Below are 22,564 nucleotides of genomic sequence, written 5' to 3' on the forward strand. Positions count from 1 at the left end.
TATGAACAGCCTCTCCATGAGCACCGAATGGTGGCGCGACGCCGTCATCTACCAGGTCTACCCGCGCAGCTTCGCCGACAGCGACGGCGACGGCACCGGTGACCTCCCCGGGATCCGGTCCCGGCTCCCCTACCTCCGCTCGCTGGGCGTGGATGCGGTCTGGCTGAGCCCGTTCTACGCCTCGCCGCAGGCCGACGGGGGCTACGACGTCTCCGACTACCGTGCGGTCGACCCCCGGTACGGGACGCTGGACGACGCTCGCGCGCTGATCTCTGCTGCCCATGAGCTGGGGCTCAAGATCATCGCCGACATCGTCCCCAACCACTCCTCCGACCAGCACGAGTGGTTCCAGCAGGCGCTGGCCGACGGGCCGGGCTCGCCGATGCGCTCGCGCTACCACTTCCTGCCCGGACGCGGGCCGGACGGCTCGGAGCCACCGAATGACTGGGACTCGATCTTCGGCGGTCCCGCCTGGACCCGCGTGGCGGACGGCGAGTGGTATCTCCACCTCTTCGCGCCCGAGCAGCCCGACTTCAACTGGAACTCCCCCGAGGTCGCCGCGGAGTTCCTCGACATCCTGCGGTTCTGGCTCGACCTCGGCATCGACGGCTTCCGCATCGACGTCGCCCACGGCCTGGTCAAGGCCGAGGGCCTGCCGTCCATCGGCCACACGGACCAGCTCCACCTGCTCGGCAACGACGTGATGCCGTTCTTCGACCAGGACGGGGTCCACGAGATCTACCGCACCTGGCGGCAGGTGCTGTCGGACTACCCGGGCCGGATCTTCGTCGCCGAGGCGTGGACACCGACGGTGGCGCGGTCGGCCAACTACGTACGCCCCGACGAGCTGCACCAGGCGTTCAACTTCGAGTACCTCGACACCGCCTGGGACGCCGCGGCGTTGCGCAAGGTCATCGACAGCTCCCTGGACGCGATGCGTCCGGTCGGTGCTCCGGCAACCTGGGTGCTGTCCAACCACGACGTCACCCGACACGCCACCCGGTTCGCCAACCCTCCGGGGTCGGGGACCCAGATCCGTACGCCTGGTGACCGCGCTTTGGGGCTCCGGCGAGCTCGCGCGGCGACGCTGCTCATGCTCGCGCTCCCGGGGTCGGCGTACGTCTACCAGGGCGAGGAGCTCGGCCTCCCCGACGTCACGGACCTGCCCGACGAGGTCCGCCAGGACCCGTCCTTCCACCGCGCCAACGGCCAGGACGGCTTCCGCGACGGCTGCCGCGTGCCGCTGCCGTGGACCCGGACGGGTTCGTCCTACGGCTTCGGCGACGGCGGCTCCTGGCTGCCCCAGCCCGACTCGTGGGGCGAGCTCAGCGTCGAGGCGCAGACCGGTGTCGAGGGCTCCACCCTCGAGCTCTACCGCTCGGCGCTGAAGATCCGTCGCGAGGCCTCCGGCCTCGGCGCCGGCGACGCGGTCACCTGGCACGACGAGGCCCCCGCCGGGGTCCTCTGGTTCGAGCGCTCTGGTTTCGTGTGCACCGTCAACACCACCAAGGAGCCCGTACGCATCGCCGCCCCCGGCGACGTCCTCCTCTCCTCCTCGGGCCCCGTGCCCGTCACCGACGGCTCCGCCGACCTCCCCGGCGACACGACCGTCTGGTGGGAGATGTAACCCTCCAGCACGACACCGGCGTCGGTCGGGCTGACACCTAGCTGTCAGCCCGACCGACGCTCTTGTTTTCGCTCATGTGTCGCCCAATGGCACAAGCGGAGCGTTTCATGCGATCTTCCTGTCAATCTGACAGTAAGTGGTCTAGTGTGAAGTGCATGCCAGTTGAAGCATGGACACCGCCACCCGTACTGCTCACGGTCGATCTCGTCATCCTGACCCTGCGAAAGGGCCAACTATGCGTGCTCCTTGTAGAGCGAGCCGAGGATCCATTCGGCGGGATGCAAGCTCTCCCCGGAGGATTCCTCAACAACGACCGCGAGGAGATCTTGGACGCGGCTCGCCGTGAGCTGCAGGAGGAGACTGCGCTCGACATCGACCGCGTGCATCTGGAACAGCTCGCCATCTACGGCGCCGTTGACCGCGACCCCCGAGACCGGGTCGTCTCGGTCGCCCACCTGGCGATCGTGCCGGACTTACCCGAGCCGGTCGCAGGAACCGATGCCAAGGCAGCCGCCTGGGTCCCGGTAGAGGAAGTCCTGACCGGGGAGATCGACCTTGCCTTCGACCACCACCGGATCGTCACCGATGGTGTCGAGCGGGCCCGCTCACGCCTCGAGTTCACCGCGCTCGCGACCGCGTTCTGCACGGAGCCCTTCACCATCGCCGAACTCCAGCACGTCTACGAGACCGTATGGGGCACCGAGCTCGACACCCGGAACTTCTACAGGAAGGTACGTGCCGCCACCGGCTTCGTCGTGCCAGACGACGCCGGCTCCAAGAGCACGCGTGGACGGCCAGCGCAGCTCTACCGCGTCGGCCCGAGCTCCACACTCGCACCGCCGCTCACTCGGCCACCGTCGAGCGAGAAATCGATGAGAGAGGGATCATCCTAGATGTCGAAGAATCTGGTAGTGCTCCTCACCGCGATCAACACGGAGTACGACGCAGTGCGTCGTCGGCTCGTCGGGCCCACGCCGCACCTGCACAAGCACGGGACGCGGTTCGAGACAGGCACCGTCCGGCACAGCACATGTCGGGTGGCACTCGGACTGACCAATGTCGGCAACGAGTCAGCCGCTGTCATCGTCGAGCGCGCGGTCTCAGAGTTCGATCCTGCTGCTGTGATCTTCGTCGGGGTCGCCGGCGCCCTGTGGGACAGCGCCCGACTCGGCGACGTCGTGTTCGCGAAGCACATCTACAACTATCAGGGCGGCACCAGCGAGGATGCCGGCCTCATGGCCCGTCCACGCGCCTGGGAAGTAAGCCACCCGATCTTCCAGCTCGGGTCCGAGCTTGCACGTCGGGGTGAGTGGGCTGACTCGCCTCCCCCGGGCGAAGACCCGCCACGGGTGCACATCGCCCCGATCGCCGCGGGATCCGTCGTCCTGAACTCCCTGACATCAAATCATGCCCAGTGGCTGCGAAGCCGCTACAACGACGCGCTGGCCGTCGAGATGGAGGGAGCGGGCGTCGCGCAAGCCGCCCATCTCAGCGGATCGCAGGTCGCCGTCATCCGCGGCATCAGCGACCGCGCAGACGGCACGAAGGACAGCGCAAACGATCGAGACTGGCAACCACGCGCGGCTGCGAACGCAGCAGCCTTCGCCACCCGCCTGGCAGTGAACATCATCAAGGACAAGGAGCAGCTCACGATGGCCGACGAAGACCGCACCCGTCCGACTTACCACACCCAAGTCAGTCCGACGATCCACAACAGCACCGTCGGCAACATCACCGGCTTCGTGAACAACGGCAGCAGCTATGGGGCGGTCTCCCCGATCGCGGTGTCCCCTGCGGACCTCATCGCGGAGCTCGACAGGTTCAGCCGGCTCCTCGAACAGCACCGCGCCGCGGGCGACCTCGACGATGCCACGCTGACCGGCGCACAGCTCCAGCTCGACACCGCGCGTAAGTCCGCCCAAGCAGGCACCCCGGAGTCGAAACACATGGTGACCACAGCCCTCGAGCGACTGCGAGGCTTGGTCTCCGACGTCGCAGACCTGGCCGCCAAGATCGCACCGCTAATCGTGATGGCAGGAGGCCTGTCATGACCGAGTTCCAAACGAAGGTCGACCCGACCCTGCACAACTCTCAGGTCGACGCGATCATCGGCACGCATATCGGCGTCCACCACGAGGACAACAGGACGTACGTCACCAGCGAAGGCGCTTCGCCCGAGGAGAAGTTCGAGTCCGCTCTCAACGCCATCGACGGCGGGCTCTTGGACCGTGCCCGCATGCTTATCGACGACGTGATCGCCAGTGACAGCCGGAGTGCCAGAATCTACTTCTACTGGGCGATCGCGGTCCTGGGGAGCAAGTCACAGCACGATCTCACCTCCAAGGACAAGCGCGAGCTCAACATGATCGTCGAGCGCGTCGGACGAATCCCCGACGACTCCTGGAGGCTCGCGCTCGAGGTCGTCCTCGATCTGGCAGGGTATCGGCCGAAAGACGTGGGCTGGTGGCGCACCTGGGAGGCGCACCTGGACGCGTTGACCATCGAGCAACAGACCATGGTGAACGAGCACCTCGACCGTCTCATGCCCTCCGCAGCCCTGGAGGCGATCTGGACACAGCGGTGCGCCACAGCTCGGAGCAACCAGTTCCGCGACAACCGGCGCGGACGGATCGAGCTCTTCTTCGAGGCTGAACCCGCAGAGCCACGCCTCGTGGCTCCCCATGACAACAGAGCCGGCGACACTCAGGCGTCGCTTCCGGGCCGGTATGCACTGGTGGCGGTCGCAGCCCTCGTCATCGGGGTGATCGCCCTCCTGACACAACCGCTGCTTGCAACAGCAGAGCTCACCATGACGGCCGCCACCGCCGTAGCGGCCCTAGCGTTCGGTTGCCGGTGGGCCGACCGAGTCGCGGACCTGGCTCCGTCACCGTCCGACGCCGTCCCTGCCTACACCACCGGACAGACGGGCTTCACCCATCAGGTTCGCCAACGGTTCACCGAGCACTTCACGACGTATCGGCCCCCCGCCTTCGATCTGTCAGCCTGGCTGGCCGAAACAACGACCGAGCGAGAACGCCTCGCCCACGAGATCGCCCGATCGTATCGAGAGTCCACGACGACGGTCGAAAACCTCGACTGGATCATCCGACATCTGGCCAGGGAAGCGCGAGACCACGCGGTGTCTGCCCAGTCTCCTGAGCCCTCGGAGAGACTGTCCCCTGCTGCTACCAAGGTCCTCTGCATCGGACTTACCTCCGCGGCCGGCGTCGCCCTGCTCGCCACGTTGGTGACCATCGTGTCGGGCTTCGAACCGTCCCACATCGGACTGTCGCTGACGGCATCTCTCCTGCTGATCTGGTCGCTGAAGCGCGCAGTGCCGGACACGTTGGAGGTCAGGAGCGAACAGCGCCGGCTCGATCGTGAGCACGCCGAACGTCGAACGGAGTACGAGTCCCGCATGGCTGCCTACCGGCGCTGGAAAGCACGGCTCGAGGATCGGCCATCGGAGACCGAGATGCAGACGTGGCTCAACGCCGACAAGACCATCTTCATCGCCGAGGTTCTGGACAATTACCGCCTGCGCTGGTCAAGGCTGGTCACCCACACGTTTCTGGTGACCCCGAATCCCCCGTACCGTAAGGCCCGCGTCAAGAACGGGCCGTGGCGCTACACCCGATACGCATTCCACCTGTTCTTGGTCACCCCGGAAGGCGTGCGCGAAGTGAGCACCGAGATCGACGCACAGTCGGCTCGTCGTGGCAAGGAGCTTCGCGACAGCTACCGCTTCGACGCACTCACCTCAGTCCGGGTGACCGACGACAAGCGCGCGGGCTACAACCTCGAACTCACCCTCACCAACGGTCCGGCCCGTGAGATCCACATCAAAGATGCCAACGCCCAGCAGGTGCTTCCTGCCAACGGCGAACCGCAGATTTACGATCACGAGGAGTTCAGCAGGATCGATCTCGACGCGACCGGTTTCGTCCACACCTTCCACCTGCTGGAAGGAATCGCGGCCGACGGAAAGGCCTGGGCTCGCGACCATGGCCTCCCGCAGCCCTCGAGCACCCCGACAGCGTAGCTAGGAGGACCCACGCGCAGCGCTCCGTCGCGTCAGCAACCACACTGACGAGCAAGGCCACGACCAAGCAGCGGCACATGTCCTCGATCTCAGGCACAATCCGTTCCGCCGAGCTGGCGCCACCTCACCAACTCGGCCAGCAAATCAAGCCCTTCCCCCGACGCACGTGACGCTTCGGCCGACGTACGTGACGCCTCGACCGGCTAGCTGTGATGTCCAGCCAGGTTGTTCAACCTGGTGATGGGGGCTGCCTTCCCGATCGCTGAATGGGGCCGGTGGTGGTTGTACTCGTGGACCCATCCTGGCAGGGCGGCGAGTCGGGCTGATTCGGAGGTGTAGAACTTCTTGAATGCCCAGCCCTCTGCCAGGGTGCGGTGGAAACGTTCGATCTTCCCGTTCGTCTGTGGTCGATAGGGCCGGGTCTTCTTGGGTGTGATGCCTAGATCTGCGCAGGTCTCGCGCCACAGGTGTGACTTGTAGCAGCTGCCGTTGTCGCTGAGCACACGCTTGACGAGGACACCACGCTCAGCGAACCAGGCAACCGCGTTCTTGAGGACCTCGGTCGCGGTTTGGCTGGTCTCGTCGTCGCGGGCCTCGACGTAGGCGAGGCGGGAGTGGTCGTCGATGACGGTGTGTAGGTAGCAGGTCCCGATCAGTGGCTGATAGTGCTTGTTCTTGGGCCCACCGGTGCGTTTGGCGGTCGCGGAGCGGTTCTTGTCCCCGCGCTGCTTGCCGAGGTAGCGCCAGCCACCGCCGTCGGGGATCTTGCCGAGCTTCTTGACGTCGACGTGGATCAGGTCGCCGGGGTGGTCATGTTCGTAGCGACGGATCGGCTCGCCTGTGGCTCGGTCGATGTGAGTGAGCCGGTTGATCCGAGCACGCACCAAGACCGCGTGCACGGTCGAGGATGCCATGTTGAGCCGCTGGGCGATTTCGACCGGCCCAAGGCGCTGCTTCCAGCGCAGGTGCACGATCTTGCGCACGACCGGGGCCGGGGTCCGGTTCGGTTGACGGTGCGGAGCCGAGGACCGATCGAGCATGCCGGCCGGTCCTTCGTTGCGGTAGCGCTCAGCCCACTTCTTCGCCGTACGCCACGAGACGTCATAACGCTCCGCCGCGCGGGCCGGTGGCCAGCCGTGTTCAACGATGAGACGCGCGAGCCTGAGCCGGGCGCGAGGGGTCAGGGCAGCGTTGGCATGGGTAGCGTGGGACACGAAGGCCTCTCCTGGTGGCGGAACTGGTTCCTAGACAGCTCCACTCCACACCGGGGAGGCCTTCGTCCATCTACCAGTCAGACCGTGTCGTCGCAGGATCTCGACCAACGTGCCTGGGCATCACAGCTAGGGCGTCGCCTCTGTGGTGGACGGCTCGACCGGGGCGACGTCGCGCCGGTGCCCGACGCTGACCACACCCCAGGCGACCAGGGTGAAGGCCGCGGCGATGCCGGCGACGTAGAGCGCGACGACGAGATAGCCGTCCTGGACGTGCGGGTTGAGGAACGGGTAGGGGTACCACCAGCCCTCGCCGGTGAGCGGCGAGACCACGAACTCGCCGCGCAGCAGCGTGTAGACCACCCACACGATCGGCCAGGAGATGACGACCGCGATCGTGCGCCACGGCAGCCGGCGGCGCGGGGGAGCGAAGAGCAGGTCGGCGACGAGGAAGATCGGGCCGATGAGGTGCAGCACCTCGTTGGCCCACGGGGTCGCGGCGAGCGCGATCCCGCGCAGCAGCAGGTTGTAGACGAGACCGGTGATGGTCATGAACGTCGTGGCCGCGGCGAGCAGCACGGCAACCCACACCGGCTCCTGACCGGAACGGGTCAGTGCCCAGGCCGCGCCGGCGACGAGCCCGGCGACCGCGAAGAGGTTGGACTCGATCGTGAAGTAGCTGAAGAAGTTCACCAGGACCGTCCCCGTGCTGGAGCCGTCGGCGGGCACCGTGCGCAGCGCGTTGCGGAACTCGGCCAGGACGGCCGCGAGGATGAGCGCCGCCATCGCCAGGCGCAGGATCGACCAGGTCTTCGTCACGGACTCACCGTAAGGCCGCGACATGCCGACCGTGGTGCTAATTCGAGGTGAGCCACGTCGTGTCTCCGTGCTAGCTTCGTCGCGATCGTGATCCGACGGCAGGAGGTGAGACCCGTGTACGCAACATCCACAGCGGGTGCTCCCCGCCGCCCACGATCGCGCGGCTGAGCCCAGATCCGGGCCGGCCACCGGGAGCGCCTGCGGAAACGCTTCGAAAGGCGACTCCCATGAACACGACTTCTCCTTCGCAACCGGCCTTCGCCGACAAGCGCGCGCTGGTCCTCAGCGGCGGCGGATCGGCAGGCAACGCCTGGCTGATCGGCGTCCTCGCCGGACTGCTCGACGGCGGCTTGGACGTGACCGGGGCCGATCTGGTCATCGGCACCTCCGCCGGCGCGACCGCCGCGGCCCAGCTCGGCGGGGCGAGCCCCGCCGACCTGCTGGCCGCCATCCTCTCGGCGCCGACTCCCCAGGCCGGGCCAGGACACCGCGGCCCCATCTCCTGGGCCCACCTCGAGCGGACCGACGCCATCATCGCGGCATCGGCCGACCTGCCCGACATGCGCCGCCGGATCGGCGCGGACGCGATCGAGATCGCCGAGGCCGCGGGCGCGGCCGGGCGGGATCGCTGGCGAGAGACCGTCGCGGCCCGGCTGCCGAGCCCGCACTGGCCGGCGGGCAGGACCCTCCTCACCGTGGTGGACGCCGACACCGGTGAGCCCGTCGAGCTCGACCGCGACAGCGGCGTCGACCTGGTCGACGCGGTCGCCGCCAGCTGCGCGGGCGGCCCGGCGTACGCGATCGGCGGCCGCCGCTACATCGACGGTGGCTACCGGCGCTCGAGCGAGAACGCCGACCTGGCGGTGGGGCACGGGCGGGTCCTCGTGCTCTCGCCGCTGGGCGGCCGGACCCGGCATCCGGCCGGCTGGCGCAGCGATCTCTCCGCGCAGGTCGACGAGCTGCGCGCGAGCGGCAGCAGGGTGGAGACGATCCTCCCCGACGCCGGCTCGCGCGAGGCGTTCGGCGACAACATGATGAACCCGGCGACCCGGCCGCCCGCGGCTCGGGCGGGGCATCGCCAGGGTCTGTCCCTCGCCGAGGAGTTCGCCGGGTTCTGGGGGCGATGACGGCAGCCGCGGCGTACGTTCTTCCCGGGTAGTTCTTCCCGGGGAGCTGTCGAAAGCGGCTGGACCCGTTCGTGGAGCGAGTGAGGGTGGCGACGAGCGCTGCCCGAAGACAGGAGGTTGCCGATGACCAAGTATCTGATCTCGTTCCGCGACGAGGCGGTCGACCACCGCGACGAGGACGTGGCCGACATCGCCGAAGCGTCCTCCGAGATGACGCGCGAGGCCGTGGCGGCCGGCGTGTTCGTCTTCGGCGGTGGGATCAAGGGCGGTCTCGAGGACGCCTGGACGGTCGACGAGGCCGGCGTGGTCACCGACGGTCCCTACCCGGAGAGCAAGGAGCACCTCGGCGGCTTCATCATCGTCGACGTGGACACCCTCGAGGATGCGCTGATGTGGGCCGGGAAGTGCGCCGCGGCATGCCGAGCCACCATGCAGGTCCGCGAGCTGCTCTCGGGGGCGGAAGCGCGTTGACCACGACCGGGGTCGTCGGTGGCGGGATCGTCGGGCTGGCGGTGGCGCGGGAGATCCTGCGCCGCCGCCCTGCCGAGACGGTGATCGTCCTCGAGAAGGAGAGCACGCTCGGCGCCCATCAGACCGGCCACAACTCCGGGGTCGTCCACGCCGGCATCTACTACCGGCCCGGCAGCCTCAAGGCCCGGCTCTGCACCCGCGGCCGCGACCTGCTCAAGGAGTTCGCGGCCGAGCACCGGATCCCGCTCGAGGAGTGCGGCAAGCTGGTCGTCGCGGTGGCGGAATCCGAGATGGGCCGCTTCGACACGCTGGAGAAGACGGCCACCGAGAACGGCGTGCCGGGGCTGAGACGGGTCGGCCCCGAGGAGATGAAGGAGATCGAGCCGTACGCCGCGGGGCTGGCCGCCCTGCACTCGCCACGGACCGCGATCACCGACTACGTCGCCGTCACCGAGGCCCTCGGCCGCAGCATCACCGAGGCCGGGGGAGAGGTACGCCTCGGCGAGGAGGTCACCGGCATCCACCGCGTCCCCGGCGGCATCGAGGTGGCGACTCCCACCGGCCGGACCCGGGTCGACCACCTGGTCGCCTGCGGCGGCCTGGAGTCCGACCGGCTCGGCGAGCTGACCGGCGGGCCGAAGGCGCCCCGGATCATCCCGTTCCGCGGTGAGTACATGCAGGTCAGCAGGGCGAAGCAGGATCTCGTCCGCGGCATGGTCTATCCCGTCCCCGACCCGCGCTACCCGTTCCTCGGCGTGCACTTCACCCGCCGGGTGGGTGGTGGCCTCGAGGTCGGACCCAACGCCTTCCTGGCGCTCAGCCGCCGGCGCTACGGCCGGACGTCGCTGACACCGCGCGACCTCGTCGACACGCTGGCGTGGCCCGGGTTCTGGCGGTTCGCCGCCGAGCACTGGCGCACCGGGTTCACAGAGCTTCGCGGCGTACTGTCGAAGCAGGCCTACATGCGTGAGGCCCAGCGCTACGTGCCCGAGATCGGCGCCGCCGACGTCGAGCGCGCGGGCCTGGGGCTACGGGCCCAGGCCGTCGAGCGCGACGGCTCGCTCGTCGACGACTTCGTCATCCACCACTCCGACGGCATCACGTCCGTGCGCAACGCGCCGAGCCCGGCCGCGACCTCCAGCCTCGCCATCGCCGAGTACGTGGTGGACCGGATGTCCTAGCGGGACTCAGTCGACCTGCTCGCCGGCGGGCCAGTCGGCCGGGTAGTCCTGGGCCACGCGGTCGTGCTCCTTGGTGAGCTTCTTGCGGGCCTTGGCGGAGATGCGGTCGCCGAAGACGGTGCCGTTGGTGTGGTCGGTCTCGTGCTGGAGGCAGCGGGCGAGCAGGCCGTTGCCCTCGAAGTGGACCGGCTGCCCGTCGAGGCCGAGGCCGTCGACGGCGGCCCAGTCGGGGCGGCCGCAGTCGACGAAGGCGCCGGGGAAGGACAGGCAGCCCTCCAGGTCGACGTCGAGGTGGCGGTCGTCGCCCTCGGGCAGGGTGAGCACCGGGTTGCAGACGACGCCGACGGTGCGCCGGCCGGTGGCGTCGGGGCAGTCGAAGACGAAGATGGCGACGTCCTCGCCGATCTGGTCGGCGGCCAGGCCCACGCCCTCGGCGGCGTACATCGTCGCGACCATGTCGGCGGCCAGCTCGGTGAGCGCGGCGTCGAAGACCTCGACCTGCTTCTTCGGCCGGTGCATGACCGGGGTGCCCCAGCGGGTGATCGGCCGCACCCTCCCACCCTCGGGCAGGGCGCCGTGGGGCGCGAGCGGGGCAGCGGATTCGAGCGAGGAGTCGGCCATGTGCCAACCCTATAAAGAAGCGCTGGATGGTTTGTTACCGCCATCACCACGGCCAAGTGTAGACCGCGTTGTAACTCCCAGTTACAGTTCTACCCATGAGTATCCTCCAAGGCCTACGTGGCGGGCTCGCGAACGGCGTCCCGTCCGGCGAGTCGCGTGATCCGATCGGATTCGCCGTGGCCGGTCTGCGCAAGCTCTCGCAGAGCCCCGCGCTCGACCGGCTCGGCGTCCGCAAGCAGACCGAGCAGGTCGTCTTCACGGTGACCCGCAGCGGGTTCAAGACGATGGCGGCGACCAGCCGCGCGTTCAAGAAGAAGGGCAAGCAGGGCGCCCCGGGCGTACGCGTGCCCAACGCCATCCCCCACGGCGTCTTCGACCTGACCCCGAGCGAGGACGAGCAGATGCTCGTCGACGTCGTCACCGAGTTCGCCGCCGAGGTCGTACGTCCCGCGGCGGCCGAGGCCGACGAGGCCTGCGCCGCGCCCGACGACCTGCTCAAGTCCAGCCTGGAGATCGGGCTGCCGATCCTGGGTGTCCCCGAGGAGCTCGGTGGCATCTCCGAGACCCGCTCGGCCGTGGCCGGCACCCTGGTCGCCGAGGCCCTCGCCAAGGGCGACCTCGGTCTGGCCGTCGCGGCGCTCGCCCCCGGCTCGGTCGCGACCGCGCTCGGCCTGTGGGGCACCGACGAGCAGCAGCAGACCTACCTGCCCGCGTTCACCGAGGGCAACGTGCCCGCGGCCGCGTTCGCGCTCAACGAGGACAAGGTCCTCTTCGACGTGCTCTCGCCGTCGACGACCGCCACGAAGACAGCCGACGGTTACACGATCACCGGCGCCAAGTCGCTCGTCGCCCGCGGCGCCGAGGCCGAGCTCTTCGTGGTCGGCGCCTCGCTCGACGGCAAGCCGGTGCTGTTCCTCGTCGAGTCCTCGACCCCGGGGCTGAGCATCGAGTCCGAGCCCGCGATGGGCGTACGCGCCGCCTCGCTGACCAAGCTGACCCTGACCGACGTGAAGGTCCCCGCGACCGCCGTCCTCGGCGAGACCGACGGCTCGACCTACACCGAGGCCGTGCGGCTCTCCCGCCTCGCCTGGTGCGCGCTGTCCATCGGCGTCGGCCAGGCCGTCCTCGACTACGTGACGCCCTACGTCAAGGAGCGCGAGGCCTTCGGCGAGCCGATCGCCCACCGCCAGTCGGTCGCGTTCATGGTCGCCAACATCGCCATCGAGCTGCAGGCGATGCGCCTGGTGACCTACAAGGCCGCCAGCCGGGTGGCGCAGGGCATCGACGCGACCCGCGAGATCGCGCTCGCTCGCAAGCTGTGTGCCGACAAGGGCATGCAGATCGGCCTCGACGGCGTCCAGCTGCTCGGTGGCCACGGCTTCGTCAAGGAGCACCCGGTGGAGCGGTGGTACCGCGACCTGCGTGCGATCGGGATCATGGAAGGCACGGTGCTGGTCTGATGGCCATCAATCTGGAGGACCCCAAGAAGCTCAAGCCGCTGCGCGAGCAGATCCACCAGGTCGCGATGAACATGCTGCGACCGATCTCGCGCAAGTACGACAAGGCCGAGCACGAGTACCCGACCGAGCTCGACATGCTCGCCGCCATGGCCGACGGCCTGGCCGAGTCCGGGCAGGGGGAGGGCGCGGGCGCCACCGGCGTACGCCGCGACTCCAAGCCCGACGACGGCAAGGTCAAGAACGGTGCCAACATGTCCTCGGTCATCTCCGTCTCGGAGATGTGCTGGGGCGATGTCGGGCTCACCCTCGCGATGCCGCGCCAGGGGCTGGGCAACTCGGCCATCGCCTCGGTCGCCAACGACGAGCAGCACGAGCGCTTCGACGGCGTCTGGGCCGCGATGGCGATCACCGAGCCCGGCACCGGTTCGGACTCCGCGAACATCAAGACCACCGCCACGCTCGACGGTGACCACTACGTGCTCAACGGCGAGAAGATCTTCGTCACCTCCGGTGACCGCTCCGACGCGGTCGTGGTGTGGGCGACGCTCGACAAGGAGCTCGGCAAGGCGGCGATCAAGTCGTTCGTGGTCGAGAAGGGCACGCCGGGGATGAAGGTCGAGCGTCTCGAGCACAAGCTCGGGATCAAGGCCTCCGACACCGCCACGATCACCTTCACCGACTGCCGGGTGCCTGCCGAGAACCTCCTCGGGAGCCCCGAGATCAACGTCAAGGAGGGCTTCGCCGGCGCGATGGCCACCTTCGACAACACCCGGCCGCTGGTGGCCTCGATGGCGGTCGGCTGTGCCCGCGCGGCGCTCGACTACACCCGCGACCTGCTGGAGAAGGCAGGCGTCGAGATCGACTACGACCGCCCGGCCCACCTGCAGTCGGCGGCCGCGGCGAAGTTCATCCAGCTCGAGTCGGACTACGAGGGGGCGTACCTCCTCATGCTCCAGGCCGCCTGGATGGCCGACAACCGCCAGCCCAACTCCAAGGAAGCCTCCATGGCGAAGGCCAAGGCCGGCCGGATGGGTTCGGACGTGACCCTGTCCTGCGTCGAGCTGGCCGGCACCATCGGCTACTCCGAGGGTGAGCTGCTGGAGAAGTGGGCCCGTGACTCCAAGATCCTCGACATCTTCGAGGGCACCCAGCAGATCCAGCAGCTGATCGTGGCGCGACGGGTCCTCGGGCTCTCGTCGGCGGAGCTCAAGTAGGTCAGTAGGGTTCGGCGCCATGAGCGTTCTTGTGGTGTCGGCGACCAGGGCCGAGGCGGCCCATGTTCCTTCCGGTCTCAAGGTGGTGATCACCGGGATGGGGAAGGTGGCGTCCGCCTCGGCCGTCTCGCGTGTGCTGGCGGCCGACAAGACCATCCGGCAGGTCGTCAACATCGGCTCCTGCGGGGCGCTGCGCGACGACCACACCGGGATCTACGAGGTCGGGACCGTGCTCAACCACGACTTCTCCTCCGCCGCCATCCGGGCGCTGGGTCACCCGGTGGAGGACGCGCTGACGGTCGGGAAGTCGGAGATCGTCTGCGCCACCGGTGACCTGTTCGTCACCGACACCGCCGTACGCGCCGAGCTCGCCCGGCGGGCCCACCTGGTCGACATGGAAGCCTTCGCGGTCGCGTGGGCCTCCCGGGAGGCCGGCGTCCCGGCGCGTGTCGTCAAGCACGTCTCGGACAACGCCGACGAGTCCGCCCTCGACTGGGCCAAGGTCGTCGACCGCTCGGCCCGCGACCTCGGAGCCTGGCTCGCCGCGAACGTGTGACGTGCGCCCCTGTCCCGGCGTGTCGGAGCGACCCGATGCCGGGACCTACTCATCGGTAGCACCACAATCCAGGTGTGGACGCGATGCAATCGGGAGTGGTGGAGCTGCTGCGCTCCCGCCTCGGCGGGAACGGTCGGAACAAGAGTGACGGGGCGACGCTCGCCCTCGTGATCGAGGGCGGCGGCATGCGCGGGATGCTGTCGGCGACGATGGCCTCGGTGCTCGCCGACCACGGCCTCGTGGATGCGGTCGACCTGGTGGTCGGCACCTCCGCCGGCGCGGCCAACGCGACCGCGGTCGCGGCGGGGACGATCGGTGCCTTCAGCGAGTCGTACGCCTCGGTGTTCGCCTCGCCCGAGTACATCGGTGCCGGGCGGATGCTGCGGCGCAAGTCGATGGTGGACACCCGGGGGATCACCACCCGGTCCTCGGAGCTGTTCGAGTGGTCGCTGGCGCTGCGCGACGGCGCACCCCGGCTGGCGGCGGTCGCCACCGACGTGGTCACCGCGAAGGCCGTCCCGCTCACCGACTTCGCCGACGCCACCGACCTCGCCGACTCGGTGATCGCCTCCAGCCAGCTGCCCCTGGCCGGCGGCCTCCCGGTGACCGTACGCGGCCGCCGCTGGCTCGACGGCGGGCTGATCGAAGCGGTGCCGGTCGCCTCGGCGGCGGCGCTCGGGGCGACGCACGCCATCGTGCTGGTGACCCGCCCGTTCGGGACGGCGCCCAGCTACGGTCCGGCCGACCGGGTGATCGAGCGCTACCTGCGCCGGGTGAACCCCGAGCTCGGCGACCTCTACCGCAGCCGGCCGGACCGCTACCGCAGCACGGTCGCGGAGATGCGGGCCGGCAGCTACGCCGGCGTGCACACGCTGACCTTCGCACCCGGCGCGGACGACCCGATCCCGGGTCGCACCGAGACCCACGTCGACCTGTTGCGGGCCGCCCGTGACGCCGCCGTCGCCACCGCGACCAGGAGGCTCGCCGAGGCGGATCTGGTCTGAGCCGGCGGGCCGGGCGGCATGCTGACCGAGGTAGCTCGGTCAGCGGCCACTGACCTCGTGGAACTCCACGAAGTCAGTGTCAGCTCACCGAGCTACCCTTCGACAGGCTCAGGACATCGCCTCGGTGAACATCGCGCCCGCCGACGGGCTGGCGATCAGGTGCCCCGGGGCGCCGTAGCCGGCCTCGGCGAAGGCCTTGTCGATGGCCGCGCTGACGGTCTCGACGGCGGCGGCGGGGAGGATCGAGACGATCGAGCCGCCGAACCCGCCGCCGGTCATCCGGGCACCGTCGACACCGGCGCCGACCGCGGTCTCGACGGCGAGGTCGAGCTCGGGCACCGAGATCTCGAAGTCGTCGCGCATCGAGGCGTGGGAGGCGGCGAAGAGCTCACCGATCGCGGTCCACTCGCCCGCGCCCAGGGCGGCCACCGTCGGCTCGACCCGGGCGATCTCGGTGACGATGTGGCGGGCCCGGCGGCGTACGACGTCGTCGCCGAGGGTCTCGACCTGCGCCAGGGTGGCCTCGCGCAGCGAGCGCAGCCCGAGGTCGGCGGCGGCCTTCTCGCACTGGGCGCGCCGGGAGGCGTAGCCGCCGTCGGTGAGCTGGTGCTTGACCCGGGTGTCGGTGACCAGGATCGTGCGCTCACCGAGGGCCAGCGGGACGCTGCGGTGCTCGCCGGACTCGAAGTCGATCAGCAGCGCGCCACCGGCCTCGGCGAAGACCGCGACCGACTGGTCCATCCCGCCGGTCGGCGCGTTGGCGACCTCGGTCTCGGCCCGGATCCCAGCGGCGACGACAGCCCGCTGCAGCTCCTCGTCGAGCTGCCGGCCGGCGACACCGAGCGCCGCCATCGCGGTGGCGCACTCGACCGACGCCGAGGAGGACAGGCCCGCGCCGAGCGGGACCGACGACTCCAGGTGCATGTCCAGGCCACCGGTCACGAGGCCGGCCTCGCGCAGGGTCCACAGCACCCCCGCGACGTACGCGGCCCAGCCCTCGATCTCCGGCCCGAGCTCGTCGATGTGGCCGGTGAACGGCTCCGGCTCCTGGGCCGAGGCGATCCGGATGACGCCGTCGGTGCGGGGCGCGGCCGCGGCGTAGGTGGCGTGGGGGAGCGCCACCGGGAGCACCAGACCGGCGTTGTAGTCGGTGTGCTCGCCGATCAGGTTGACCCGTCCCGGCGCCCTCCCCACCACGGTCGCCTCGGTGCCGAAGGAGGTCTGCAGCGCCTCGGTCGCGCGGGTGGTGAGATCGGTCGGTTCGAGCATGGCGCAAAGTCTGCCCGGTCGCCCGCCGGAAGGGCTCATCCGGGTGTGCCTCAGTGCCGTGAGGAGTTGCGCGAGCGGCCACGGACGATGCCGATGAAGGTCTGCACGCGCTCGTCGTCGTTGTCGATCAGCCAGGCCAGGCCGACGGTGGTTGGCTCGACGCCGGCCACCGGCCGGAAGACCGCGTCCTTGCGGTGGTAGAGCCGTGCGATCGACATCGGCACGATCGCCACGCCGGTGCCGGCCGCGACCGTCTCGACGGCGTCCTTCTCGCTCATCGGCGGCCAGGCCAGCTGCTCGGCGCTCGGCGTCCAGCCCCCGCGCTCGGGGATGACCAGCTGCTCCTCGGCGAGGTCGTCCAGGGTGACCTCCTCGAGCAGGGAGAGCAGGTGCTCGTGGCCCATCACCGCGACCGGCTGCTCCTCGTAGAGCGGGATGCAGTGGAGGCCGTCGCGGTCGACGGGAAGCCGCACGAGGCACATGTCGAGCTCGCCCTCCCGCAGCAGCCGCTCCTGGTCCTCCTCGGTGACCGGGACCAGCTCGAGGCGCTCACGGCTGCGGTCACGCCAGATCCGGGCCCACTTGTCGGGAGTGGCTCCGGTGACGAAGCCGACGGTGAAGGTCACCGTCGCATCCTCTCATCATCCCGCGACGAACCCGGCCTCCGATCCCGCGCAGAAGAATGCGGCGTTCCTTACCATCCCCAAGTTTCTATCGAGTGACAGTTTTGCTAAGGTCGACGACGTCAGCCGAGACCGGCTGCCGGACGAGGGAGCCGTACCCGGAAGCGCGACAAGACGGCCGTCTGGAGTGGTCATGTCCTGGCTTTTTCTTGTTGGATCCGGCGTCCTCGAGGCCGTGTGGGCGCTCGCCCTGGGGCGCACCGAGGGGTTCTCGCGGCTGGTCCCGACGGTCGTCTTCGGCATCGCACTGTTCGGCAGCCTGGTGGGGCTCGCGATGGCCATGCGCACCCTGCCGATCGGCACCGCCTACGCGGTCTGGGTGGGGATCGGCGCCGCGCTCACCGTCGGCTACTCGATGGTGGCGGGGGAGGAGGCGATCAGCCCCGTACGCGTCGTGCTGATCATCGCGCTCGTCGGCTGCGTCGTCGGCCTCAAGCTCACGCACTGAGTGGTTTGCGGGCGGACACGTCCCTCGGCGCTTGACTCTTTCGATATGAGTGCGAAACTTGCTCTCTCCAACGTTACCTATCGTTCGACAGAAAAAGGCGATGCCACGGTGTCACAGATCTCGCCGCGTCCGGGTCGCGGCCGTCCACGGCTGCTCCCCGGCAAGATTGCGGCGAACCCCCGAGATCAGATCCTCGCTGCCGCCGCGGAGCTCTTCGTGGGCCGCGGCTATGCCGGCACCACCACCCGCGAGATCGCGGAGGGTGCCGGGCTGAGACAGGCCTCCATCTACTACCACTTCGGCAGCAAGGAGGAGATCCTCGCGGAGCTGCTCGAGCGATCGATCCAGGACCGCGTCGAGCAGGCCGGGAAGATCGAGGCCGGGATGGCGTCGGCCACTCCCGACGTGGGTCTCTACGCCCTCGCCGTCAGCGACATGAGCGCGCTGGTCGCGATGCCCTACAACATCGGCATGCTCTATCGGCTCCCCGACGTCATCGCCTCACCCGTCTACGACCGCTACGGCCATCTCCGCGACGACCTGGTCGCCGGCTACGGCCGGGTCGCGCAGCTGGCCGCCGGCGCGCGGCTCTCGGCGAGCAGCGGCGAGCCCGGTCTCGGCGAGCTGCTCGTGCAGATGGTCGAGAGCGTGGTCAGCCTGCGCCGCGACGACCGGGTCGGCAGCACGACCGTCGCCACGATCGCCTCGGCCTGCCTGAGGCTGTGCGGCGTCGCCGAGGACGCGATCGAGCAGGCGCGCGAGGCGGCGCTCACCGCACTGGCGCGGGCCTGAGTCCTCACCGCACGCACATCGCAGCCATCGCCACGACCGAGACCGACGAGGCGCCGAGCTCGAGCCGGCCGAGGAGCGTCGTCCGGTCGCGGCGGCTCTCCCCGACGGCGTACGCGACGAAGGCCCCGGCGACGACGACGGCCACAGGTGCGGCCAGGCCGGCCGCCACATGGGCGTGCTCCCCGGCCGAGTGGTTCAGATGATGCTCGAGGCCCGGCGGTGCCATCGCCACGGCGAGGGCCGCCATCGCGATCAGGTGGAGCCCACGAGGGAGCCGATCGGGGTGGACGCGACGCGTCCCGACGAGCCCGGCGCCGAGGACGCCGAGGACGAGCGCCCACGACGTTGCCGGGAGGACGGACCCGCCGCCCGTCCCACCCATCCCGCCCATCCCGAGCACCATCGTGTCGGCCATCGCGGCCAGCATCAGCGCCATCGCCCCGAGGGCAGTGACGTCGACGCCGCCCGGGCACGCCGTCCGGCCGGCGCCGGCCGCACAGCAGCCGGCGCCGACGACGGCGGGCACCAACGAGAGCACCACCAGCGCGGTCATCTCAGCCCTCGTGGTGACAGCACGCGTCTCCCGAGGACGCCTCCGATGACGGCTCCGCTGACGGCGCACAGTGGGCCGCCGCGCTCGCCGGCACGTTGAGCGTCGGGTTCCGGTCGAAGAAGCCGTACGGCACCAGCTTGAAGCCCGCGTAGTCGACCGGCATCACCGGCCAGTCCTCGGGCCGCGGGAAGTGGGTCAGCCCGAACGTGTGCCACAGGACGACATCGGCTCCGTCCAGCGGTCGGTCGGCCGCCATGTAGGCCGGGAGCCCGTCGCCGCCCGGGTTCTGGTTGACCAGATCACCGGCCGGGTAGCGCTCCGAGGGCGAGTAGGCGGTGACGAAGAGCTCCTTGGTGGTGAAGCCCGCCCGCGCCGCGATCGAGGAGGACGGGTCCGCGAGCAGCGTCGGGTTCTGCTCGGCATGGAGCGCGTAGCCGGTCGGCCGGCCGTACGCGTTCGTACGCTCCGTGGAGACGACGTGCCAGGTGCGGCCCAGCGCGGAGTCGGCCGAGCGGGCGCCCTCGGCCTCCGAGGCCAGGCGGGTGGAGGAGTAGGTGAACGCGTTGCCGTACGGGTTCGTCTCCGAGACCGGCAGCCGGACCGCCTCGACCTCCTCGACCGCGTTGCTGACGCCGTCGACCATCATGTCCAGGCGGGCGCTGAACAGATGCTGGTGGAACGGCGCGCCGACGCCGGGCGCGACCTCGGTGGCGTACGGCCACTCCTCCATGCCCTTGTAGGAGGACGGGAAGAGGATGCCGGTGAGCTTGGCCTCGCACTCGATCTTGCCGTCGAGGTAGAGATACCAGTAGAAGCCGTAGTCGTAGTTGCCGACCGTGGTGAAGAACGAGATCACCAGACGGCGCTGGCGGCGCACCTCGGAGACGCCCTCGACGAAGAGGTCGGTGTGCTTCCACAGCGTGCCGAAGTCCTCCTCGTGCATGCAGATCGCGTTCGGGATGATCTGCGGGTTGCCGAACTCGTCGGCGAGGGTCGCGTCGAAGTAGCGGATCTCGCCGAGGCAGTCGCAGCCGAGCTTCAGGGAGTTCGCGAAGCGGCCGAAGATGTACTCGCCGGTGTCGAAGTAGTTCTGCCAGAACCGGGTGGGAGAGGGGTCGGCGTACGGCACCACCATCTCGGCGATCGAGGCCCGGTAGACGACCGGGCGGACCTCGCCGTCCTTGTCGGGGTCGCTGTAGGCGAGGTTGTGCAGGACGAGGCCCTCCCGGGCGTCGAAGCCCAGGCCGAAGCTCCAGTTCGCCCAGGTCACGGCGTCGCCGTCCACCTGGAAGGACGGACCCTCGGGCTGGGTGATCTCGATCGGCTTGAGCCCCTCCAGCGGCGCCGGGCGCCCCTTGTCGAGGTGGAACTGCGAGGGTTCGCTGGGCACCGGGAGCACCTCGTTGTCGACCAGCTCGATGACCTCGCCGGCGATGATGTCGACGTAGGCACACAGCCCGTCGATCGGGTGGGCCCAGGGATGGTCGGTGGGGTCGGTGAAGCCGAACGGGAAGACCCGGATGATCCGCTTCCCCTCCTCGCCGGGGTTCTCGTAGTAGCCGGGCGAGAGCGGCGCGGTGACCACGTCGGTGACGGCGTAGCCGCGCTTCTCCAGCGCGGCCGCCCAGGCCGGGTCGGCCTGGACGATCGGGTCGATCGCCTCGAACTCCTCCACGAGGATCGGCAGCTGGCCCCGGGAGCCGTCCACCTCGCTCACCGTGACCGTGCCGGCGGTGAGGTCGACCAGCGTGTCCAGGCCTGCTCCGGTCGCGGTGTCAAGGAGCAGGGCCCGTACGCAGCGGGCCGGCGTCGGCCCGCCGGCTAGCGCCGCGAGCACCTCGGCCTTCGCGGGCTCGTCGAGGCCGACGTAGGCGAACCTGGTCTTCTCACTCACGTGCCCGGCCTCGTGGAGGAGCTTGCTGGCGGCGGTGATCTCGGCGGCGGTCAGGGAGGAGACCGGGTTGGTCCGTACGGTGGGTGACATCTGCAGGGTCATGGGATTCCTCACTCGGAGATGGTGTCGATGACGTTCGCGTACGTCTCCGGGCGCCTGCGCCTCAGGACGTACGCCTGGACGATCCCGAGCACCGGGAACGCGGCCATCACGATCAGGAAGGTGAGCGTGAGGGTGCCGAAGCGCGGCGCGCCCGCGGCGTCGACGTCGCCCAGCAGCAGCGGGAAGTTGACGAACAGGACGGCGGTGACCGCGAGCAGCCCCGCGAGCCCGATCCCGGGTGCGACCCAGGTGTGCCAGAGCCCGGCGCCGACCCGGTTGCTCGCCAGGTAGACGATCACCGCGAGGCAGGTCAGCGCCATCAGGACCACGATCGCGAAGGTGGCCACGCCGGAGAACCAGGTGAAGACCTCCAGGAAGGGGTCCAGACCGAGCACGGCGAAGGCGATGGTGAAGAGCGCCGCGGTGACGGTCTGCGCGAGCGAGGACAGGTGGGGCGACTCGTGGCTGCCGTGCACCTTGCCCACCGCCGCGGGCAGCAGCGAGGCGTGAGCCATCGAGTGCTGGTAGCGGCTGATGACGTTGTGGAAGGAGAGCACGCAGGCGAAGAGGCTGGTCATCAGCAGGATCGCGACGATCTCGGCACCCACGCCGCCGAGGTAGCGCGCGGTCGTGGTGCCGATGAAGCCCTCGTAGTCGGTCTGGATCTCCTCGGTGAAGCCTTCGCCCCATCCCTGCACCAGGGCCCAGGAGGTGAAGGTGTAGAAGACGGCGATGATCGCGACCGCGGCGTACGTCGCCAGCGGGATCGTCCGCGCCGGGTCCCGGGCCTCGTCGCGGAAGATCGCCGTCGACTCGAACCCGATGAACCCGGCCATGCAGAACATCAGCGCCAGCGCGGGGGTGCCGGAGGTGATCACCGACGGCGTGAACGAGGAGACGCTGATCCCGTCGGCGCCTCCCTGCACGAGGATCACGACCGCGAGCACGACGACGATCCCGACCTCGGCGGCCAGCAGTGCCCCGAGCACCTTCGCGGAGAGCTCGACGTGGCGGTAGCCGAGCACGCCGACGGCGGCGACCATGGCCAGCGCCCAGACCCACCAGGGCAGCGCCAGGCCGGTCTTGTCCTCGACCCATCCGGCGAGGGTGAGACCGAGGAAGCCGTAGACCGCGATCTGAACGGCCGTGTAGGTCAGCATCGCGAGCCACGCCGCCGCGATCCCGCCGGGGCGGCCCAGGCCGTAGCCGACATAGGTGAAGAAGGCACCGGGGCGGGCGACGTACCGGCTCATCGTGGACAGCCCCACGGAGAAGAAGAGCAGGATCACCCCGCCGATGGCGAACATGGCGGGGACGCCGGCACCGTTGCCCAGCAGGGCGGCCAGCGGGAACCCGCCGCCGATGACGGTCAGGGGCGCCGCGGCGGCGACGACCATGAAGACGATCGATCCGGCTCCGAGCTTTCCGGACAGCCGTCTGGTGGCGGGTGGGGCGGCCGTTGCGACGGTCGCCGGCTGAGCGGTGGTCAT

Annotated in this window: 21 protein-coding genes and 1 riboswitch; of the genes, 13 read left to right on the forward strand and 8 right to left on the reverse strand. The window is 69.6% G+C overall.

What is annotated here, in order from left to right; genetic code table 11:
- Position 1 precedes the first annotated feature (1 nt).
- The 4 genes from HD557_RS10295 (at position 2) to HD557_RS10310 (ending at position 5,669) form a co-directional block, all read left to right on the forward strand.
- Positions 2–1,627: a glycoside hydrolase family 13 protein gene (locus HD557_RS10295; protein ID WP_231380247.1), complete on the forward strand. Its 1,626-nt coding sequence runs from the start codon at positions 2–4 to the stop codon at positions 1,625–1,627.
- Between the two features lie 155 nt (positions 1,628–1,782).
- Complete coding sequence (locus tag HD557_RS10300) at positions 1,783–2,520, forward strand: NUDIX hydrolase (protein ID WP_196873819.1); 738 nt, start codon at positions 1,783–1,785, stop codon at positions 2,518–2,520.
- Positions 2,521–3,678 (forward strand): 5'-methylthioadenosine/S-adenosylhomocysteine nucleosidase family protein, encoded by a 1,158-nt coding sequence (locus tag HD557_RS10305; protein WP_196873820.1) that lies wholly within the window; start codon positions 2,521–2,523, stop codon positions 3,676–3,678.
- Complete coding sequence (locus HD557_RS10310) at positions 3,675–5,669, forward strand: hypothetical protein (RefSeq protein ID WP_196873821.1); 1,995 nt, start codon at positions 3,675–3,677, stop codon at positions 5,667–5,669. Before HD557_RS10305 ends, HD557_RS10310 begins: the two co-directional genes overlap by 4 nt.
- 203 nt (positions 5,670–5,872) lie before the next feature.
- Here HD557_RS10310 and HD557_RS10315 read toward each other — a convergent pair whose 3' ends face one another.
- Complete coding sequence (locus HD557_RS10315) at positions 5,873–6,883, reverse strand: IS481 family transposase (protein ID WP_196873822.1); 1,011 nt, start codon at positions 6,881–6,883, stop codon at positions 5,873–5,875.
- A gap of 126 nt (positions 6,884–7,009) precedes the next feature.
- The gene (locus HD557_RS10320; protein ID WP_008356997.1) at positions 7,010–7,699 is read right to left on the reverse strand and encodes a Pr6Pr family membrane protein; all 690 of its coding nucleotides are present in this window, start codon (positions 7,697–7,699) and stop codon (positions 7,010–7,012) included.
- A 227-nt stretch (positions 7,700–7,926) separates the two neighbouring features.
- Here HD557_RS10320 and HD557_RS10325 point away from each other — a divergent pair, with 227 nt between their 5' ends.
- The 3 genes from HD557_RS10325 (at position 7,927) to lhgO (ending at position 10,478) form a co-directional block, all read left to right on the forward strand.
- A complete protein-coding gene (locus HD557_RS10325; protein ID WP_196873823.1) occupies positions 7,927–8,826 on the forward strand; it encodes a patatin-like phospholipase family protein in 900 nt (299 codons plus the stop codon).
- Positions 8,827–8,949: 123 nt separating this feature from the next.
- Positions 8,950–9,297 carry a YciI family protein gene (locus tag HD557_RS10330; RefSeq protein WP_196873824.1) on the forward strand — a complete coding sequence of 116 codons (348 nt, stop codon included), beginning with the start codon at positions 8,950–8,952 and terminating at the stop codon, positions 9,295–9,297.
- The gene (gene lhgO, locus HD557_RS10335; RefSeq protein WP_196873825.1) at positions 9,294–10,478 is read left to right on the forward strand and encodes an L-2-hydroxyglutarate oxidase; all 1,185 of its coding nucleotides are present in this window, start codon (positions 9,294–9,296) and stop codon (positions 10,476–10,478) included. The genes HD557_RS10330 and lhgO overlap by 4 nt, the downstream gene beginning before the upstream one ends.
- A gap of 6 nt (positions 10,479–10,484) precedes the next feature.
- On the opposite strand, the gene def is transcribed toward lhgO, so the two are convergent.
- A complete protein-coding gene (def, locus tag HD557_RS10340; protein WP_196873826.1) occupies positions 10,485–11,099 on the reverse strand; it encodes a peptide deformylase in 615 nt (204 codons plus the stop codon).
- A 95-nt stretch (positions 11,100–11,194) separates the two neighbouring features.
- On the opposite strand from def, the gene HD557_RS10345 reads away from it, so the two are divergent.
- The 4 genes from HD557_RS10345 to HD557_RS10360 all read left to right on the forward strand — a co-directional run bounded on the left by HD557_RS10345 (position 11,195) and on the right by HD557_RS10360 (position 15,333).
- Positions 11,195–12,559 (forward strand): acyl-CoA dehydrogenase family protein, encoded by a 1,365-nt coding sequence (locus tag HD557_RS10345; RefSeq protein ID WP_196873827.1) that lies wholly within the window; start codon positions 11,195–11,197, stop codon positions 12,557–12,559.
- A complete protein-coding gene (locus HD557_RS10350) occupies positions 12,559–13,773 on the forward strand; it encodes an acyl-CoA dehydrogenase family protein (protein ID WP_008356987.1) in 1,215 nt (404 codons plus the stop codon). Before HD557_RS10345 ends, HD557_RS10350 begins: the two co-directional genes overlap by 1 nt.
- A gap of 19 nt (positions 13,774–13,792) precedes the next feature.
- Positions 13,793–14,329 (forward strand): nucleosidase, encoded by a 537-nt coding sequence (locus HD557_RS10355; protein WP_196873828.1) that lies wholly within the window; start codon positions 13,793–13,795, stop codon positions 14,327–14,329.
- Between the two features lie 83 nt (positions 14,330–14,412).
- Positions 14,413–15,333, forward strand: coding sequence for a patatin-like phospholipase family protein (locus HD557_RS10360; RefSeq protein ID WP_231381038.1), 921 nt, complete (start codon positions 14,413–14,415; stop codon positions 15,331–15,333).
- Between the two features lie 108 nt (positions 15,334–15,441).
- Here HD557_RS10360 and galK read toward each other — a convergent pair whose 3' ends face one another.
- Both galK and HD557_RS10370 read right to left on the reverse strand, forming a co-directional pair.
- The gene (galK, locus tag HD557_RS10365) at positions 15,442–16,602 is read right to left on the reverse strand and encodes a galactokinase (protein WP_196873830.1); all 1,161 of its coding nucleotides are present in this window, start codon (positions 16,600–16,602) and stop codon (positions 15,442–15,444) included.
- A gap of 50 nt (positions 16,603–16,652) precedes the next feature.
- Positions 16,653–17,228 carry a LysR family substrate-binding domain-containing protein gene (locus HD557_RS10370; RefSeq protein ID WP_196873831.1) on the reverse strand — a complete coding sequence of 192 codons (576 nt, stop codon included), beginning with the start codon at positions 17,226–17,228 and terminating at the stop codon, positions 16,653–16,655.
- 116 nt (positions 17,229–17,344) lie between these two features.
- Positions 17,345–17,408, forward strand: a riboswitch (guanidine-III (ykkC-III) riboswitch).
- Between the two features lie 10 nt (positions 17,409–17,418).
- Between HD557_RS10370 and HD557_RS10375 the strand changes: the two genes are divergently transcribed.
- Positions 17,419–17,733: a DMT family transporter gene (locus tag HD557_RS10375; RefSeq protein WP_040754974.1), complete on the forward strand. Its 315-nt coding sequence runs from the start codon at positions 17,419–17,421 to the stop codon at positions 17,731–17,733.
- Between the two features lie 108 nt (positions 17,734–17,841).
- A complete protein-coding gene (locus tag HD557_RS10380; protein ID WP_196873832.1) occupies positions 17,842–18,525 on the forward strand; it encodes a TetR/AcrR family transcriptional regulator in 684 nt (227 codons plus the stop codon).
- Between the two features lie 4 nt (positions 18,526–18,529).
- Here the strand turns inward: HD557_RS10380 and HD557_RS10385 are convergent, their stop codons facing one another.
- Genes HD557_RS10385 through HD557_RS10395 form a run of 3 tightly spaced genes read right to left on the reverse strand, consistent with a single transcriptional unit; the run spans position 18,530 to position 22,564 of the window.
- A complete protein-coding gene (locus HD557_RS10385) occupies positions 18,530–19,078 on the reverse strand; it encodes a hypothetical protein (RefSeq protein ID WP_196873833.1) in 549 nt (182 codons plus the stop codon).
- A gap of 1 nt (position 19,079) precedes the next feature.
- Positions 19,080–21,074 (reverse strand): primary-amine oxidase, encoded by a 1,995-nt coding sequence (locus HD557_RS10390; RefSeq protein ID WP_196873834.1) that lies wholly within the window; start codon positions 21,072–21,074, stop codon positions 19,080–19,082.
- An 8-nt stretch (positions 21,075–21,082) separates the two neighbouring features.
- Positions 21,083–22,564 (reverse strand): APC family permease, encoded by a 1,482-nt coding sequence (locus tag HD557_RS10395; protein WP_196873835.1) that lies wholly within the window; start codon positions 22,562–22,564, stop codon positions 21,083–21,085.

Origin of the sequence: Nocardioides luteus (assembly GCF_015752315.1) — a bacterium.
In the GTDB taxonomy this organism is placed as follows: domain Bacteria; phylum Actinomycetota; class Actinomycetes; order Propionibacteriales; family Nocardioidaceae; genus Nocardioides.